This is a genomic window from Pseudomonas sp. SH10-3B, assembly GCF_019891415.1.
Taxonomy (GTDB): Bacteria; Pseudomonadota; Gammaproteobacteria; order Pseudomonadales; family Pseudomonadaceae; genus Aquipseudomonas.
Genome location: NZ_JAFLXD010000032.1, coordinates 1 through 14,983 on the forward strand (window position 1 = coordinate 1; position 14,983 = coordinate 14,983).

The window sequence follows — 14,983 nt, forward strand, 5'->3', positions numbered from 1 at the left end:
ACCCGCAGGTCTGAGTTAAACGCTGAAACACCACTGTGGGAGGAGGCAAGCCCCCTCCCACAGTGGTGTTTCAGCGTTTAACTCAGACCTGCGGGTCGCCCACGTGCAGGATCTTCATGCCATTGGTGCCACCGGTGGTGTGGTAGCTGTCGCCCTTGGTCAGGATGACCCAGTCGCCTTTCTCTACGACGCCGCGCTTGACCAGCTCGTCGATAGCCTTCTGGCTGACTTCGTTCGGCGCCAGTGAAGCCGGATCGAACGGAATGGTGTATACGCCGCGGAACAGCGCCGCGCGGGCCTGGGCTTCGCGGTGGGGAGTAAACGCGTAGATCGGCACCGAAGAACGGATACGCGACATGATCAACGGTGTATAGCCGCTTTCGGTCAAGGCGATGATCGCCTTCACGCCCGGGAAGTGGTTGGCGGTGTACATGGCTGCCAGGGCAATGCTCTGGTCGCAGCTCTCGAACACTTTGCCGATGCGGTGGCTGGAGGTCTTGCTGGTCGGGTGCTTTTCGGCACCGACGCAGATACGCGCCATGGCCTGCACGGCTTCCAGTGGGTACGGGCCGGCGGCACTTTCGGCCGAGAGCATCACGGCGTCGGTGTAGTCGAGCACGGCGTTGGCCACGTCGGACACTTCGGCGCGGGTTGGCATCGGGTTCTGGATCATCGACTCCATCATCTGGGTCGCGACGATTACCGCTTTGTTATGGCGGCGTGCGTGCAGGATGATCTTCTTCTGGATACCGATCAGTTCGGCGTCACCGATTTCCACGCCCAGGTCGCCACGGGCAACCATCACGGCGTCGGACGCCTTGATCAGGCCGTCGAGGGTTTCGTCATCGGCCACGGCTTCGGCGCGTTCGATCTTCGCCACCAGCCAGGCGGTACCGCCGGCCTCGTCGCGCAGTTTACGGGCGTATTCCATGTCGGCGGCGTCGCGCGGGAAGGACACGGCGAGGTAGTCCACTTCCATTTCAGCAGCGAGCTTGATGTCGGCCTTGTCTTTTTCAGTCAGGGCCGGGGCGGTCAAGCCACCGCCGCGACGGTTGATGCCTTTGTGATCGGACAGCGGGCCGCCGATGATCACGGTGCAATTCAATTCAGTCGGTGTAGCGGTGTCGACGCGCATCACAACGCGACCGTCGTCCAGCAGCAGCTCGTCACCGACGCCGCAATCCTTGACCAGGTCCGGGTAGTCGATACCCACGACGTCCTGGGTGCCTTCGGTCAGCGGGTGACTGGTGGAGAAGGTGAACTTGTCACCGATCTTCAGCTCGATACGCTTGTTGGCGAATTTGGCGATACGGATTTTCGGGCCTTGCAGGTCACCCAGCAGTGCGACGAAGCGGCCGTGCTTGGCGGCGAGGTCACGCACCAGCTTGGCGCGAGCCTTGTGCTCGTCCGGGGTGCCGTGGGAAAAGTTCAGACGGGCAACGTCCAAACCAGCCAGAATCAGCTGTTCGAGGACTTCCGGCGAGTTGCTGGCCGGGCCAAGGGTGGCGACGATTTTGGTACGACGGACGGACATGCACAGACTCCTGAGTTCAAGCGCTGAGGAAGGCTACTATGCTCTTTGGTTGTAGTCATTGTTCGTTTGCACTACTTATCGACCAATCGCTTGTTTTCGCGTTGATCGAATAGACGAACATCCTTGAAGATTTTCGACGTGGGGTCGATACACTGCACAAGACAGGAGAACCCTCATGCGAATTTTGCTCATTGCTGCCCTCGCCGTCAGTGTCGTCGGCTGCACCCGCTGGTCGATGGACCATCATTTGAACAACGCCTACCGCGCCTATGGGGTCGGCGACTGCCAGCGCGTTACCCTGGAATTGTCCCAGGTCGACCGCGAAAGCCGAACCCGGCGTTATGTGCAGCCAGAGGTTTCGATGCTGCGCGGGCAATGCCTGGAGCGGCAGAAATTGTTCGTTGATGCGGTGCAAACCTATCAATTCATCATCAATCAGTACCCGTCGAGTGAGTATGCCTATCGTGCTCGCGCGAGGCTCGATACCCTCCAGCAACTGGGGTACTACAAAGGCGCCAGCGCTGCTCAGCCGCGTCCGGCGTCATTGTGATGATATTCGTCATTTAATAACTGGCCCGTTGCCAGTCTTGGGCTATTCTTTGGATGTTCGTTTGTATAAGTTTCTATCCGAACGAATGCGGGGTCTGGATTCGGCAGCTGCCTAGTGACAAGCGTTGTCTGTTGTCATACCGAGATCCAGGAGAGCGAGCGTATATGCTCGTTCCGAATCACTGGTACGGCCAGAGTCATGGCCATTGGATGGCGATCTCACCATGTTTACCGACCGACGGATCGAGCGGCATCAGCTACCTTACTTCCTTCAAGTGTTTAATCGCCTTACCGACAAACCCATCGGCTTCTTGGGGAATGTCTCGGAAGATGGGCTGATGTTAATCAGCCAGTTGCCCATGATGGTCGACGTGGACTTCGAGCTACGCTTGAAGATTCCTGGAGCTGATGACACCTTCCACGCTATTGACCTGACGGCCACTTGCCTGTGGAGCCATGAAGATATCAACCCCCAGCATTACGACTCCGGGTTCAGCGTGCGCCATGCGCCCGAGGAATACGGGCAGTTGATCAGTGTGTTGTTGCAGTACTTCAGTTTTGATCCCTTGCAGGCTTCGGCCTAGAGACAGCGCGTTGTCGACCCGGCTTTGAGGTTGTTGCCCTGGCCGTGGTCGTGCGCTCTTTTTCAGCGCGTCGCTTAGAATACGCCGGCTTTCTTCCACCCCAGGTAGCGTGTCACCAAGGCCGCTCCCAGTCCCGATGGCGAGGTGTCCAGCACCGACAGCCCATGGGCGCTCAGGCGGTCATGCAGTTCATCCCGAGTGTTGAGGTAATCGACGGTGCCGCTGTAGGCGAGCGCTTCGGGCAAGGTTTGCACTGGAGATTGGCGCAGTTGATCGAGTACCTCCTCCCGCAAGCTGGCCACCAGCACCCTATGCTGGCGGCTGATGCGCTTGACGGCGGTCAGCAGCGCTTCATCGTCCTCATCGCGCAGGTTGGTGACCACGATCACCAACGCGCGACGTTTCTGCCGGGCTAACAGCTGGCTTGCTGCCGCCTGGTAATCGGCTGTTCGTCGAGTGGTGTCCAGGTCATACACCGCGTTGAGCAACAGGTTCAGCTGGCCGCTACCCTTTACCGGCGCCAGGTAGCGTGGCGCGTCACCGGCGAAGGTGCACATCCCCACCGCATCACCTTGGCGCAAGGCGACATAGCTGAGTAACAGGCAGGCGTTGAGGGCGTGGTCAAAATGGGAGAGCTCGTCATCCTGGCTGCGCATGCGTCGGCCACAATCGAGCATGAATACGATTTGTTGGTCGCGCTCATCCTGGTATTCCCGAGCGATGGGGGTGCGTTGTCGGGCGGTGGCCTTCCAGTCGATCTGTCGCAGGCTGTCACCCTCGCGAAACTCGCGCAGTTGATGAAACTCCAGCCCCAACCCTCGCCGTTGACGTTGGCGTACGCCTAGTTGGCTCAGCCAGTTATCCACGCCAAGCAGCTGTGCACCGTATAGGCGGGCGAAATCCGGGTAGACGCGGGTGGCATCGTTGGCCTCGATAAAACGTCGTGCCGACCACAGGCCTAACGGACTTGGCAGATGGAACTCGCAGCGACTGAAACTGAAGTGCCCGCGGCGCACAGGGCGAAGGCGGTAGCCCAGCTCGCTGCGTACACCGGGGCGCAGCGTAATGGCCTGGGGCATGTTCTCCACGGTCAGCCCGTCGGGGACGTGATCGAACACCTGCACGGTCAATGGTTGTGGATAGTCGTGTTCCAGGCTCAGGCGCACTTCTCCCCAGCGTCCCAGCGCCAGGCTGCCGGGCATCTGCCGTCGCAGCCGTGGGGATGGCCGGCGACGCAGTCGCAGGGCATCCAGCATGGACAGCAGCAACAGTGCCAGGAGCAAGCCCCACATTACGGAGTGCAAGGTATCGGGCACCTTGAACTGCAACGCTTGTGCAGCACCCAGCAGAATGCTCAAGCTCAGCAGTACGCCAAGCCAGATCAACAGCAGACGGGATGGTTTCATGGGCGCGTCATTGCCGGGGTGCCGGAATCTGGTCGAGCAACTGTTGGAGCACTTGGTCGACCTCCAGCCCGTCGATATCCAGTTCCGGCGCAATGCGTACCCGATGGCGCAGGACTGCCAGGGCGCATCCCTTGATGTCATCCGGGGTGACGAACTCGCCACCACGTAACAAGGCGCGCGCACGCGCACCACGAACCAACGCAATGGAGGCCCGCGGGCCGGCGCCGATCGCCAGCCCTGGCCAACTGCGGGTGGCGCGTGCCAGGCGTACGGCGTAGTCGAGTACCTGCTCATCCAGGGCCAGCTCACTGGCGATCTGCTGCAGCTGCAATATGTCTTCGGCCTGCAGCACCTTGTGCAGGGGATGAACATCCAGCATGTCGGCCCGGGACGAACGCGTCACTTCGCGCACCATCTCCAGCTCCTGTTGGGCGTCGGGATAGTCCATGCGAACCTTCAGCATGAAGCGGTCCAGTTCTGCTTCCGGCAACGGGTAGGTGCCTTCCTGCTCAATCGGGTTCTGGGTCGCCAGCACCATGAACGGCTGGCCGATGGGCAATGCCTCGCCCTCCAGGGTGACCTGACGTTCCTGCATCGCTTCGAGCAGGGCCGCCTGGGTCTTGGCCGGGGCGCGGTTGATTTCGTCGGCGAGCAGCAGGTGGGTGAATACTGGCCCTTTGCGCAACTTGAATTGCTCGGTGTGCAGGTCATAGACAGCGTGGCCGGTGACATCGCTGGGCATCAGGTCAGGGGTGAACTGGATACGTGCGAAATCGCCGTCGAAACAACGCGCCAGTGCCCGCACCAACAAGGTTTTTCCCAGTCCAGGCACCCCTTCGAGCAGCACATGGCCGCCGGCGATCAACGCGGTCAAGACATCATCGATCACCTGGTTCTGGCCGATTACGGCCTTGCGCAGTTCAACGCGCAGGGCCTGGGCTTGCTGACTGGCGCGCTGCAGGGCTTCGCTGGTCAAAGCGGTAGCGCTTGGAAATTCGCTCATAGGGCATTCCTGAGAGTTTGCAGGCATGCCACCTGTCGGCTGAAATCGGCGCTGGAAAGCCGTTTTGCCGGAAGTGGGCCGAGAGCCTGGCTGATGACGTGAGAGGGTTGGCGCGTCAGGTGTGCGAGTACTCGCCATTGTTCCGTGTTGTCGAGATGTTCAAAGCCGGGATGGCGCCGCCGTGCGGTGCGCAGGATATCGTGCTGCAACGCCTGCAATAGGGTGCCTTGGCCGCTGCGACGCAGCAGGAAGTCGGCGCTGGCTTTCAGGTGTTCCTGCAACTGCCGACGGGCCTTGGGGGCGGGCGCATGGATGGGGCCCTGGCGCATGCCGGCCTGCCAGAGTGCCAGGGCAAGCAAGGCAATGAGCGTCACCAGCGCCTGGGGGAAATAACGCAACAGCAGCGTGAACAGGTCATCCACGTCGCTGTTGAACAACAAGGTCACGGCGGTGCCCTGGTTCAGATACCACAGCAGCCAGGCATTATCGTGTTTGCCAATGTCGGGCGTTTTCCACAGGTCGCTGTCGGTGATCACTGTTACGCGGCCTTGCCCGAGGTCGAGTTGCATCAGGTGGCTCGACCTGGCGCTATTGGCTGAAAACTGTGCCAGGTGCTTGGGGTCGATGAGATTGAAGTCGGTGTCGAAACTGAAATAGACCGGGGCGGTGTCATTGTCGACATACAGTTTGGTCAGGTCCGGTGCTTTGTTTTTGCGGGCCGGGGCGGGGTCATCGGGTTCGTCGCTGAGGGCTTGGTGGATATGCAGGCGATCGAGCAGCAGGTCGCCGCTCTTCCCGGTTTCTTCATCCCACAGGGCCTCGGCGACTACCAGTAGATGGCCGCCGGACTTGGCCCAGTCCAGGAGTTGCCCTACCTGGCGTGGCGACATGTTGCCGCGTTCGCCCAGTAGCAACAGGCTGTTGCCCCTGGCGGGCAGGGTAGTCAGGCGTTCCAGGCCATTGGCGTGCTCCACGGCCAGGCCTTGCTGGCGCAGAAAGTGTTCGGCCGCCAGGTAAGGGTTGGCCATGGCTTCCGGGGAGGGGCCGCGGTCCACGACCTCTTCATAGGGGATCGCTTTGCTCCACGCGTAATAGCCGCCCGCTCCAATCAGGCACGCCACCAGTAGGCCCACCCACAGTAATGGCCGGTTCATCGGGCACCTCCCGAACTGAACAGGGCGCGCCAATCGTTGCACAATTTCTGCTGGGCTGAGACCGGGGGCAGGTGATGGCCATAGGCAAGGTTTTGCCAGTGCCGAGTCAATTCATCACTGAAGGCCAGTAACTGCGGCTGCTGCAACTGGTGAATGCGTTGCAGGACCTGACCTTCCGTGTCAGCGCTTTTAAGGGGCAGGTTGAAGTCATGCAGCAACCTGCTCAGCAGGCCACGATACAAAAGGCCGAGGGCTTCCCGTGGCTGGGTAGACCAGAGTTGCTCGGCGGTGCTGGCGATATCCTCAGGCAGGGTCTCGGTGCCCAGTTCCAGGCCGAATAATTGCGCGGGCACTGGTTTGGCCGCTTTGGGCATGCGTGCCCCGCGCTGGCCGACAAACGTGCGCAACCAGTCCCGATAACGCCACACCAACAAGGCCAGGCCACCGACAAGCAGGCTCCATAGCAGTACTTCCATGCCTTGGGCGACATGTTTGAAAGTATTGCTATTGAAGTTGTCCAGCAGTGCCTGCAGCCACGCCGGAAGTTTGCCGTCACTGTGTGCCTTGTTTTTAACGACGGGTTTTTCTTTGTCAAAGCGATAGCGGGTGACGGTTTCCGGATTTTTGAAGGGAGGCTTGTCCAGCAGCGACTTGATGGACTGGCTGGCATTCTGGGGGGGCAGTGGTTTGGCCTCATCCGCCATTGCGGGCGAGTTGAATGACAGCCATGTCAGCCCGATCACCAGCAGTAACAGTGGGGCCACATTGCTCAGGCGTTGGCGCAGGCGGCGGAACACCAGCTCCAGGTCCCATGCCTCCAGTACGGTGCGACGATTGAGATAAAGGCTGAAACCACAGGCGACATAGATAGGCTCCCAAAACACCAGGATCAAGGCGTAGAAGGCGTTGCTCAAGTGTTCCAGCCAGACCCCTTCAGAGCCCGTCGCCAGCGCCAGCCTTTGCCAATCCCAGTCCAGTTCAAGTTGTTGCGGAATGAATAGATAGAACAGCGCCATGCAGCCGAACCACAACCCGATTTCCAGGTGCACCCCGACGGTGGTCAACCAGCGCGCGGCACCGGCATTGCGCTGCTGCAGCACGCCCAGGCGTTTCTGGCGCGCCTCGCCGTCCAGGCCTTCGAGCTGGCTGACCGGCATCACAAAACTGCGGCTGAGGCTAAATCGGCGCCAGGTCAGGCTCGCCAGCAGTTGGTGGTTAAGTAATCTTGGCCATTGGCGTACAGCCTGCTTGAGGCTGGGCGTTTCGCCGAACAGGGCTTTGGAGAGGATATATAAAGGCAAGCGGTCAAAGGCCGGTTTGAACCACCAGAACAGGAACATGGCGGCAGATGGGTATTTCCATAGCAATGCGGTGAGCAAGGCAAAAACCGGCAGGGTCACCAGCGCCCAGCTGCTCATAAGCAGCAGGCGATGCTCGCGGGCCATTAATACCCCAAGGTCCATGGCCTCCCATGCGGTACGCGGGCGAATCGCCACGCTGGCATCACTCAGGCGCATGGCGAGTCCGTCCGGCAAAGGTCAGGTAAGTCGCCACCAGCAGCCAAAGTGCAGCGCCCACCAGATATTTGACCCAAGGGGCGATCTGGGTGGTGGAGGACCAGTAGGCTTCGATAAATGCCGCAATCAGCAGGAACACCATGACACCGCACAGCAGTTGCACGCTCTTGCGAGCGGCGAGGCGTAGGGATTCACCACGGGTCAGTTGCCCCGGTGCGATTAACGCCCAGCCCAGTTGCAAGCCTCCTGCGCCGGCGAGTGCAATGGCCGTCAACTCAAAAGCCCCATGGCCGATGACAAATGACCAGAAGGTCTGGCCATAGCCGATTTCGGTCAGGTGCCCGGAAATCGCGCCGATGATCAGCCCATTGAATATCAGGAAAAACACACTGCCCAGACCGAACAGCAAACCGGCGGCAAATGTCTGAAAAGCGATACCGGTGTTGTGCATGACGTAGTAGCCAAACATCATCCAGTCTTCGCTCGATGCGCGTTCGGCAGCACGCCCCAGCCGGCTGGCATCGGGGTCATACATGCCCTGCATTTCGGCCACCTGCTGGGGGCTGACAATGCTGTAGATCAGGTCGGGAAACAGGTAGACCAGCAGGGCAATGCCCAACAGGCTGCCAAAGAACAGCAGGCTGGCAATCCACACGAAGCGCCACTGTTCTCGCACCAGTCGTGGAAAGTCGGCCAGTATGAAACTCAGCACATTCGCCGCCAATTGGCTGCGGTGGCGATAAAGTTGTTGATGGCCGCGCAACGCCAGTTGTTGCAGGGGGTCCACCAGGTAACTGCTGTAGCCGCGTTCCTGGGCGAGGGCCAGGTGCTGGCATAGACGCCGGTATTGGTGTGGGAAATCGGCCACGTCATTGGCCTTGGCCTTGCCTTGTTCCAACTGCCCCAGTATTTCGGCGAAGGATTGCCACTGGGATTGGTAACGGCTTTCAAAGAGACTCTGCTTCATGTCGGCCCCAACAGGCCGCGGGCCACGCCATTGAGCTGCTCCACGGCGCGGGCCGGCGACACTTGCAGCGGCGTCGCAAGGATCGAGGCGAGCTCGTGTACCCGTTCGGCGGACAACTCACCCTGGCGTTCCGCGAAGCCAAGAATCGCTCGCTGCTCACTCAGTTCCAGGGCGAAGGGTAAGCGCAATGGTGCGGCTTGCGGTACCTGGGGACGTGCCAGGGGCTGTTCGCGGTAGACCACCAAGGTGCCAGCGGCCAGGTCGCCGAGGCGTTTGAAGTGAGGATGATGCAGGCAACTGATTGCGCCGAGAAAGTAGCCGAAAGGCAGCATGTCGACAAACCGCAGGAGGTTGCGGATCAACGATGCTGACCAACCGATAGGTGTGCCGTCATCCTGCACTACCCGCAAGCCCATGACCTGCTTGCCCGGTGAGCAGCCCTGGTTGAGTACCTCGAACAACACCATGTACCACCAACTGACCAGGAACAGCAGAAGCGAGCCCAGGCCGATGCCAATATTGCCGAGCAACGCCAATGGCACCAGCAGCACGCCCATGACCACCGCGCGTGCGCCCAGGTCGAAGGCAAATGCCAGCGCCCGTGGCACCAGGCCGGCTGGACGCAGTGGCAGGTCGATACCCTCCGGGGTCTCGATCTGGTAGCGGGTATCCAATGGGGCTGATGGCATCGCGATCCTTGGCAGTGCAGAGCGTTTGGGAGACACGGATGCTAACAGCGTCGGCGATGGAAGCAACTATTCGAGGTTTTGCTGGATGTTTGTACAGTCTATTTGGTGCTGGCCCCGGACACGGCTCAACGCCTAGACTTTGTCGATCTTCAGCACAGGAATAGCCCGTGACCTCCATTTTCTGGTACGACTATGAAACCACCGGCATCAATCCGCGCAGCGATCGCCCACTCCAGGTTGCCGGCATTCGTACGGATCTCGATCTCAACGAGGTCGGTCCGCCGGTCAATCTTTACTGCCAGCCCAGCGACGACATCCTGCCCCATCCGGCGGCGTGTGCTATTACCGGGATCACCCCTGTAATACTGGCGGAAAAAGGCCTGGCCGAGGCCGATTTCATGACCCGTGTACATGCCGAACTGGCGGCCCCGGGGACGTGCGGTGCAGGTTACAACACCTTGCGGTTTGACGATGAAATGACGCGCTACAGCCTGTATCGCAATTTTTTCGACCCTTACGCACGGGAATGGCAGGGCGGTAACAGCCGTTGGGATCTGATCGATGTGGTTCGCACCGCCTACGCCCTGCGCCCGGAAGGCATCGAGTGGCCGCAGCAGGACGGGCGGGTGACCCTCAAGCTTGAGCGCTTGACCGCCGCCAACGGCATTGACCACGGCCAGGCCCACGATGCGTTATCCGACGTGCGTGCCACGATCGCCCTGGCTCGATTGGTTCGCGAGAAGCAGCCCAAGCTTTACGACTGGTTGTTTCAGCTACGCAGTAAACAACGCGTGATGGATCAAGTGCGCTTGCTGCAGCCGATGGTGCATATCTCCGGGCGTTTTTCCGCCGAGCGTCATTACCTGGGGGTTGTACTGCCCTTGGCCTGGCATCCGCGCAACCGCAATGCGCTGATTGTCTGCGACCTTGGGCTCGATCCCCAGGCGCTGCTGGACATGGATGCCGCTGCCTTGCGTCAACGCCTGTACACCCGTCGTGATGACCTGGCCGAAGGTGAGCTGCCGGTACCGCTCAAATTGGTGCATATCAACCGTTGCCCCGTGGTCGCGCCCTTGAACGTGCTGCGGGCCGAAGATCGTGAACGCCTGCAGTTGGATATGGATATGTATCAGTCGCGGGCTCTGCGGCTAACTGACGCACAGGAACTTTGGCGCGATAAGTTGGCGCTCATTTACGCTGAGGAAGATTTTGCCCCGAGTGCAGACCCGGAACAGCAGCTTTACGACGGTTTTATCGGGGATCGTGATCGACGGTTATGCGAGCAAGTCCGGGCGGCTGAGCCTGCACAATTAGCCAGCCAGCAGTGGCCTTTTGATGATCACCGTTTGCCTGAATTATTGTTTCGTTACCGGGCGCGTAACTTCCCCGATACGCTGAACAGCGAGGAGCAACAGCGCTGGAAACTTTTCTGTCAGCAACGTTTGGAAAAACCTGAATTCGGTGCGCCGAATACCCTGGAGGCATTTAATCAAGCTCGGCAGGAGTTGGCCGTTAGTGCGACGCCGTTTCAGCAGCAGGTGCTGGAGCAGTGGCAGGAATATGCTGACGCTTTAGCCGCTCGTGTGAATACGTAATAGCGGGCTGTAGAAAAGACGATCAATAAAAAACGCCAGCAAGCTGGCGTTTTTAATGGGTCGCGTATCAAGCGCAGACCTGGCGAAGCTTAGCCCAGCAGGGTAGCCCAGCCTTCAACCACATCACCGCCCCACTTGGCTTTCCACTCTTTCAGGGTTTTGTGGTTGCCGCCTTTGGTTTCAATCACTTCGCCATTGTGCGGGTTTTTGTATTGCTTGACCTTGCGAGCACGCTTGGTACCGGTAGTTTTCACGGCGCCACCACGTGGTGCTTTAACTTTCGACTCTGGATCCAGCAGCGCAATGATGTCACGCAGGGATTTGGAGTACTCCCCCATGAGGGTGCGCAGTTTGCCTTCGAATTCCAGCTCGGTTTTCAGTTTGTCATCTTGGGACAGGTTCTTCAAACGAGCTTGCAGCTCTTTGATAGCTTCTTCGGTGGCACGGTATTCGTTGATCAGAGACATGTGGACTACCTTATGTAGAACGCTGATTGACAGGGATAGTGGCCCAATAATAGTCAGGCGGTTTGCCCAAGTAAACATTTAAGGACGCATTTAGGTGAATTAGTTTGAATGTTTGTGGAGGCGCTATGCAATCGAGTTAATTATTAGGTGCTACGCGGAAAATAATGTCCTTAATTTCTTCATAATTGCTTGAGCTTGCGCTGTTCGTTCATATAGCTGCGGTAAAACCATACGCTATTAAGGGATGTGGCCAGGACGTCGGATCAGAATAACCCTCATCGAATACTGCAGTTTTTCTGCACAATCGCTAGAATGGCGGCCTTTGCGAAGTTCTGGAGTTCCCCCCTAATGCGCACTTTTCGGCTGGTGATTGCTTGCCCGGACCGGGTTGGCATCGTTGCCAAAGTCAGTAACTTTCTGGCCTCCCACAACGGCTGGATCACCGAGGCGAGCCATCACTCGGACAATCTCAGCGGTTGGTTCTTCATGCGTCACGAAATCCGTGCCGACACGCTGCCCTTTGGTCTTGAGGCTTTCCGCGAGGCATTTGCGCCCATCGCAGAAGAGTTTTCGATGACCTGGCACATCACCGACACCGAGCAGAAAAAGCGCGTGGTGTTGATGGCCAGTCGCGAATCCCACTGCCTGGCCGACTTGCTGCACCGCTGGCACAGCGATGAACTGGACTGCGAGATCGCTTGCGTGATCTCCAACCATGACGACCTGCGCAGCATGGTCGAGTGGCATGGCATCCCTTACTACCACGTGCCGGTCAACCCGCAGGACAAGGAGCCGGCGTTCGCCGAGGTCTCTCGCCTGGTCAAGCAGCATGAGGCCGACGTGGTCGTGCTGGCGCGCTACATGCAAATCCTGCCACCGGAGCTGTGCCGCGAATACGCGGGCAAGGTGATCAACATTCACCACAGCTTCTTGCCTTCGTTCGTGGGGGCCAAGCCTTACCACCAGGCTTCCCTGCGTGGCGTGAAGTTGATTGGCGCAACCTGCCATTACGTCACTGAAGAGCTGGATGCCGGGCCGATCATTGAGCAGGACGTGGTGCGCGTCAGCCACAGCGACAGCATTGAAGACATGGTGCGGTTTGGCCGGGATGTCGAGAAGATGGTGCTGGCCCGTGGCCTGCGTTATCACCTGGAAGACCGCGTGCTGGTGCACGGCAACAAGACTGTCGTGTTCTGATCAACGCGTTTGGATTGAAGAATGGAGGGCCTGGGCGTTAAATCGCGGCAGGCCCTTTTTCTTGCCTGCCGCTGAGGATTGACCCATGAGTGATCCCCTGGACAAAGCCACCTCCAAAGCACCCGCGACACTGGGGGAGGGGTGTTTGAGCCGGTATGACCCGGATGACCTGGACAGTGAGGATGGCACCGACTTTCCAGGTGCCGCCGAGTTGTGGGAGCAGGAACAGGAAAAGTCCCAATCCAAAGAAGAAACATAACCCGCCGCTGAATCCAGCGACGGGTGCCTGGATCAGATCCGGAAGCTGCCCACCAGTTGTTTCAACCGTGACGCCTGCTGTTCCAGGTCGGCGCAGGCGCGCAGCGTCGATTGCAGGTTTTCGACGCCTTCTTGGTTGAGGGTGTTGATCTCGGTGATGTCCATGTTGATCGACTCCACTACCGAGGTCTGCTCTTCGGTTGCGGTGGCAACCGACTGGTTCATGCCGTCGATCTCGCCAATGCGTTGGGTCACGCTGTTAAGGCGCTCACCGGCCAGGTTGGCGATTTCCACGCTGTCATGACTGTGGCGCTGGCTTTCGCTCATGGTGCTGACCGAGTCCCGCGCACCGACTTGCAACTCCTCGATCATTTTTTGTACTTGCTGTGCCGATTCCTGGGTGCGATGAGCCAGGTTACGCACTTCATCGGCAACTACCGCAAACCCGCGCCCGGCTTCACCGGCACGTGCGGCTTCGATGGCGGCGTTCAGTGCCAACAGGTTGGTTTGCTGGGAAATACTGGTGATCACTTCGAGAATTTGGCCGATATTCACCGTCTTGCTGTTAAGTGCTTCGATATTGCTGCTTGAGGCACTGATCATTGCCGACAGCTGAGTCATCGCCTTGATATTACGTTCAACCACCTGTTGCCCGTCTTCAGCCAAGTGCCGTGCATCGCTGGCCTGGTTGGAGGCTTGTGCGGCGTTACGGGCGATTTCCTGGGCGGCGGCGCCCAGTTCGTTGATCGCGGCGGCAACGCTGTTGGTGCGGTTGGCCTGTTCGTCTGAGTTGACCATCGACGAGTTGGACGCGCTGACCACCCGCAGTGCGACTTCGTTGACCTGTTGGGTGGCCGAGGACACTTCGCGGATGGACGTATGAATCCGCTCCACGAAGCGGTTGAATGCAGTGCCCAGGGTGCCGAACTCATCGTGATTCTGGATGGTCAGGCGGCGAGTCAGGTCGCCTTCGCCATCGGCAATGTCTTGCATGGCACGGGTCATCACGTGCAGCGGTTGCAACAGGACGCGAATCAGCATGCCCAACAAGGCAATGATGATCACCACAGCAATGAGCGTGGCGATCACCGCCGAGGTGCGGAATTCGCTGAGCATGGCGAAGGATTTATCTTTATCCACCGAAATGCCCAGGTACCAGTTCACCGACGGCAGGCCCTTGATCGGTGTAAAGGTCACGATGTTGTCCTTGCCATTGGCTTGGACTTCACTGAAGTCGCCGCTGATCTTCGGCGTGTTTTTTGGATACATGTCGGCCAGGGTTTTCATCACCAGGCTTTTGTCCGGGTGTACCAGCACCTTGCCATCGGCACTGACCAGGAACGCGTAGCCCATGCCGCCGAAGTTCAGCGCGCCAATGTTATCCACCAGGGTTTGCAGGCTCAGGTCGCCGCCCACCACGCCAATGCTTTGGCCGCCTTTGGCGCTGGGGGTCGCGATGGAAATGATCAGTTGCCCCGTTGCGGCATCGATATACGGTTCGGTCAGCGTCGAGCCGTTGCTGCTTTGGGCACCCTTGTACCAGGGGCGAACACGCGGATCGAAGCCATCTGGCATCTTGGTGTCGGGGCGGATGGTGAAGGCCCCTTTGCTGTCGCCCACGTAGGTAGCCATGAAGGACGACGTCAGGGTTTTCTGTTCCAGCAGGCTGGCAACGGTCGACGGCTCGGGGTTGATGGCGATGTTTTGTGCCGCGTTTTCCACCAGTGCAATGCGCCCGTTAAGCCAGCTCTGGATGTTGCTGGCGGTGACATCGCCCATTTCATGCAGGTAATTGTTAAGGTCGTCGCGAATGGCATTGCGTTGCAGGTAGTCGTTGTAGAGGGTGAACAGTGCGAAGGCCGCGATGACGATAAGGGAGGCTGCAAGCAGGATTTTATGGCTGAAACGTAGATTTTTATTCATAGCTTGAAGGGTCCGCTAAGGTCTTAATATCCGAAGCGTGTCCTTGTGGAACACGCGAAAGGGTAGTGTCAAAAAAGCTTTGATATTCCCGTTGGTCCATGTAGGAACTATCTGAGCGATTTTTAGACTTTGTGGGTCTC

At 59.0% G+C, this 14,983-nt stretch carries 14 protein-coding genes; 5 read left to right on the forward strand and 9 right to left on the reverse strand.

Annotation, left to right across the window (positions count from 1 at the left end):
* Positions 1-82: 82 nt before the first annotated feature.
* Positions 83-1,534 carry a pyruvate kinase gene (pyk, locus tag J1G35_RS21320; RefSeq protein ID WP_053135757.1) on the reverse strand — a complete coding sequence of 484 codons (1,452 nt, stop codon included), beginning with the start codon at positions 1,532-1,534 and terminating at the stop codon, positions 83-85.
* A gap of 175 nt (positions 1,535-1,709) precedes the next feature.
* Between pyk and J1G35_RS21325 the strand changes: the two genes are divergently transcribed.
* Complete coding sequence (locus J1G35_RS21325) at positions 1,710-2,084, forward strand: hypothetical protein (protein WP_053135760.1); 375 nt, start codon at positions 1,710-1,712, stop codon at positions 2,082-2,084.
* Between the two features lie 223 nt (positions 2,085-2,307).
* A complete protein-coding gene (locus J1G35_RS21330) occupies positions 2,308-2,667 on the forward strand; it encodes a PilZ domain-containing protein (protein ID WP_053135763.1) in 360 nt (119 codons plus the stop codon).
* 74 nt (positions 2,668-2,741) lie between these two features.
* Here J1G35_RS21330 and J1G35_RS21335 read toward each other — a convergent pair whose 3' ends face one another.
* Genes J1G35_RS21335 through J1G35_RS21360 form a run of 6 tightly spaced genes read right to left on the reverse strand, consistent with a single transcriptional unit; the run spans position 2,742 to position 9,403 of the window.
* Positions 2,742-4,073, reverse strand: coding sequence for a DUF58 domain-containing protein (locus J1G35_RS21335; protein WP_223015943.1), 1,332 nt, complete (start codon positions 4,071-4,073; stop codon positions 2,742-2,744).
* A gap of 7 nt (positions 4,074-4,080) precedes the next feature.
* The gene (locus tag J1G35_RS21340; RefSeq protein WP_223015944.1) at positions 4,081-5,076 is read right to left on the reverse strand and encodes a MoxR family ATPase; all 996 of its coding nucleotides are present in this window, start codon (positions 5,074-5,076) and stop codon (positions 4,081-4,083) included.
* The gene (locus J1G35_RS21345) at positions 5,073-6,230 is read right to left on the reverse strand and encodes a DUF4350 domain-containing protein (protein ID WP_223015945.1); all 1,158 of its coding nucleotides are present in this window, start codon (positions 6,228-6,230) and stop codon (positions 5,073-5,075) included. Before J1G35_RS21345 ends, J1G35_RS21340 begins: the two co-directional genes overlap by 4 nt.
* Positions 6,227-7,747, reverse strand: a complete 1,521-nt coding sequence (locus J1G35_RS21350; RefSeq protein WP_223015946.1) for a DUF4129 domain-containing protein — start codon at positions 7,745-7,747, stop codon at positions 6,227-6,229. Before J1G35_RS21350 ends, J1G35_RS21345 begins: the two co-directional genes overlap by 4 nt.
* Positions 7,734-8,714 (reverse strand): stage II sporulation protein M, encoded by a 981-nt coding sequence (locus J1G35_RS21355; protein WP_223015947.1) that lies wholly within the window; start codon positions 8,712-8,714, stop codon positions 7,734-7,736. The genes J1G35_RS21350 and J1G35_RS21355 overlap by 14 nt, the downstream gene beginning before the upstream one ends.
* Positions 8,711-9,403: an RDD family protein gene (locus J1G35_RS21360; RefSeq protein WP_053135782.1), complete on the reverse strand. Its 693-nt coding sequence runs from the start codon at positions 9,401-9,403 to the stop codon at positions 8,711-8,713. The genes J1G35_RS21355 and J1G35_RS21360 overlap by 4 nt, the downstream gene beginning before the upstream one ends.
* 167 nt (positions 9,404-9,570) lie before the next feature.
* On the opposite strand from J1G35_RS21360, the gene sbcB reads away from it, so the two are divergent.
* Entirely contained in the window at positions 9,571-10,998 is a 1,428-nt protein-coding gene (gene sbcB, locus J1G35_RS21365) for an exodeoxyribonuclease I (protein WP_053135785.1), read from the forward strand.
* 89 nt (positions 10,999-11,087) lie between these two features.
* On the opposite strand, the gene mvaT is transcribed toward sbcB, so the two are convergent.
* Positions 11,088-11,465 carry a histone-like nucleoid-structuring protein MvaT gene (gene mvaT, locus J1G35_RS21370; protein WP_053135788.1) on the reverse strand — a complete coding sequence of 126 codons (378 nt, stop codon included), beginning with the start codon at positions 11,463-11,465 and terminating at the stop codon, positions 11,088-11,090.
* A 348-nt stretch (positions 11,466-11,813) separates the two neighbouring features.
* Here mvaT and purU point away from each other — a divergent pair, with 348 nt between their 5' ends.
* Together purU and J1G35_RS21380 are read left to right on the forward strand one after the other, a co-directional pair.
* On the forward strand, positions 11,814-12,662 hold the full coding sequence (gene purU / locus J1G35_RS21375) for a formyltetrahydrofolate deformylase (protein WP_015885632.1): 849 nt from the start codon (positions 11,814-11,816) through the stop codon (positions 12,660-12,662).
* Positions 12,663-12,747: 85 nt separating this feature from the next.
* Positions 12,748-12,921 (forward strand): hypothetical protein, encoded by a 174-nt coding sequence (locus J1G35_RS21380; protein ID WP_172681503.1) that lies wholly within the window; start codon positions 12,748-12,750, stop codon positions 12,919-12,921.
* A 32-nt stretch (positions 12,922-12,953) separates the two neighbouring features.
* Here the strand turns inward: J1G35_RS21380 and J1G35_RS21385 are convergent, their stop codons facing one another.
* Positions 12,954-14,843 carry a methyl-accepting chemotaxis protein gene (locus tag J1G35_RS21385; RefSeq protein WP_223015948.1) on the reverse strand — a complete coding sequence of 630 codons (1,890 nt, stop codon included), beginning with the start codon at positions 14,841-14,843 and terminating at the stop codon, positions 12,954-12,956.
* Positions 14,844-14,983 lie beyond the last annotated feature (140 nt).

What these genes read in the sequence shown, in the direction of transcription:
- J1G35_RS21345 (WP_223015945.1), bottom strand. Translation starts at nt 6,230, where the DNA reads ATGAACCGGCCATTACTGTGGGTGGGCCTACTGGTGGCGTGCCTGATT.
- J1G35_RS21355 (WP_223015947.1), bottom strand. Translation starts at nt 8,714, where the DNA reads ATGAAGCAGAGTCTCTTTGAAAGCCGTTACCAATCCCAGTGGCAATCC.
- J1G35_RS21360 (WP_053135782.1), bottom strand. Translation starts at nt 9,403, where the DNA reads ATGCCATCAGCCCCATTGGATACCCGCTACCAGATCGAGACCCCGGAG.
- J1G35_RS21340 (WP_223015944.1), bottom strand. Translation starts at nt 5,076, where the DNA reads ATGAGCGAATTTCCAAGCGCTACCGCTTTGACCAGCGAAGCCCTGCAG.
- J1G35_RS21325 (WP_053135760.1), top strand. Translation starts at nt 1,710, where the DNA reads ATGCGAATTTTGCTCATTGCTGCCCTCGCCGTCAGTGTCGTCGGCTGC.
- J1G35_RS21380 (WP_172681503.1), top strand. Translation starts at nt 12,748, where the DNA reads ATGAGTGATCCCCTGGACAAAGCCACCTCCAAAGCACCCGCGACACTG.
- mvaT (WP_053135788.1), bottom strand. Translation starts at nt 11,465, where the DNA reads ATGTCTCTGATCAACGAATACCGTGCCACCGAAGAAGCTATCAAAGAG.
- J1G35_RS21385 (WP_223015948.1), bottom strand. Translation starts at nt 14,843, where the DNA reads ATGAATAAAAATCTACGTTTCAGCCATAAAATCCTGCTTGCAGCCTCC.
- J1G35_RS21330 (WP_053135763.1), top strand. Translation starts at nt 2,308, where the DNA reads ATGTTTACCGACCGACGGATCGAGCGGCATCAGCTACCTTACTTCCTT.
- J1G35_RS21335 (WP_223015943.1), bottom strand. Translation starts at nt 4,073, where the DNA reads ATGAAACCATCCCGTCTGCTGTTGATCTGGCTTGGCGTACTGCTGAGC.
- purU (WP_015885632.1), top strand. Translation starts at nt 11,814, where the DNA reads ATGCGCACTTTTCGGCTGGTGATTGCTTGCCCGGACCGGGTTGGCATC.
- pyk (WP_053135757.1), bottom strand. Translation starts at nt 1,534, where the DNA reads ATGTCCGTCCGTCGTACCAAAATCGTCGCCACCCTTGGCCCGGCCAGC.
- J1G35_RS21350 (WP_223015946.1), bottom strand. Translation starts at nt 7,747, where the DNA reads ATGCGCCTGAGTGATGCCAGCGTGGCGATTCGCCCGCGTACCGCATGG.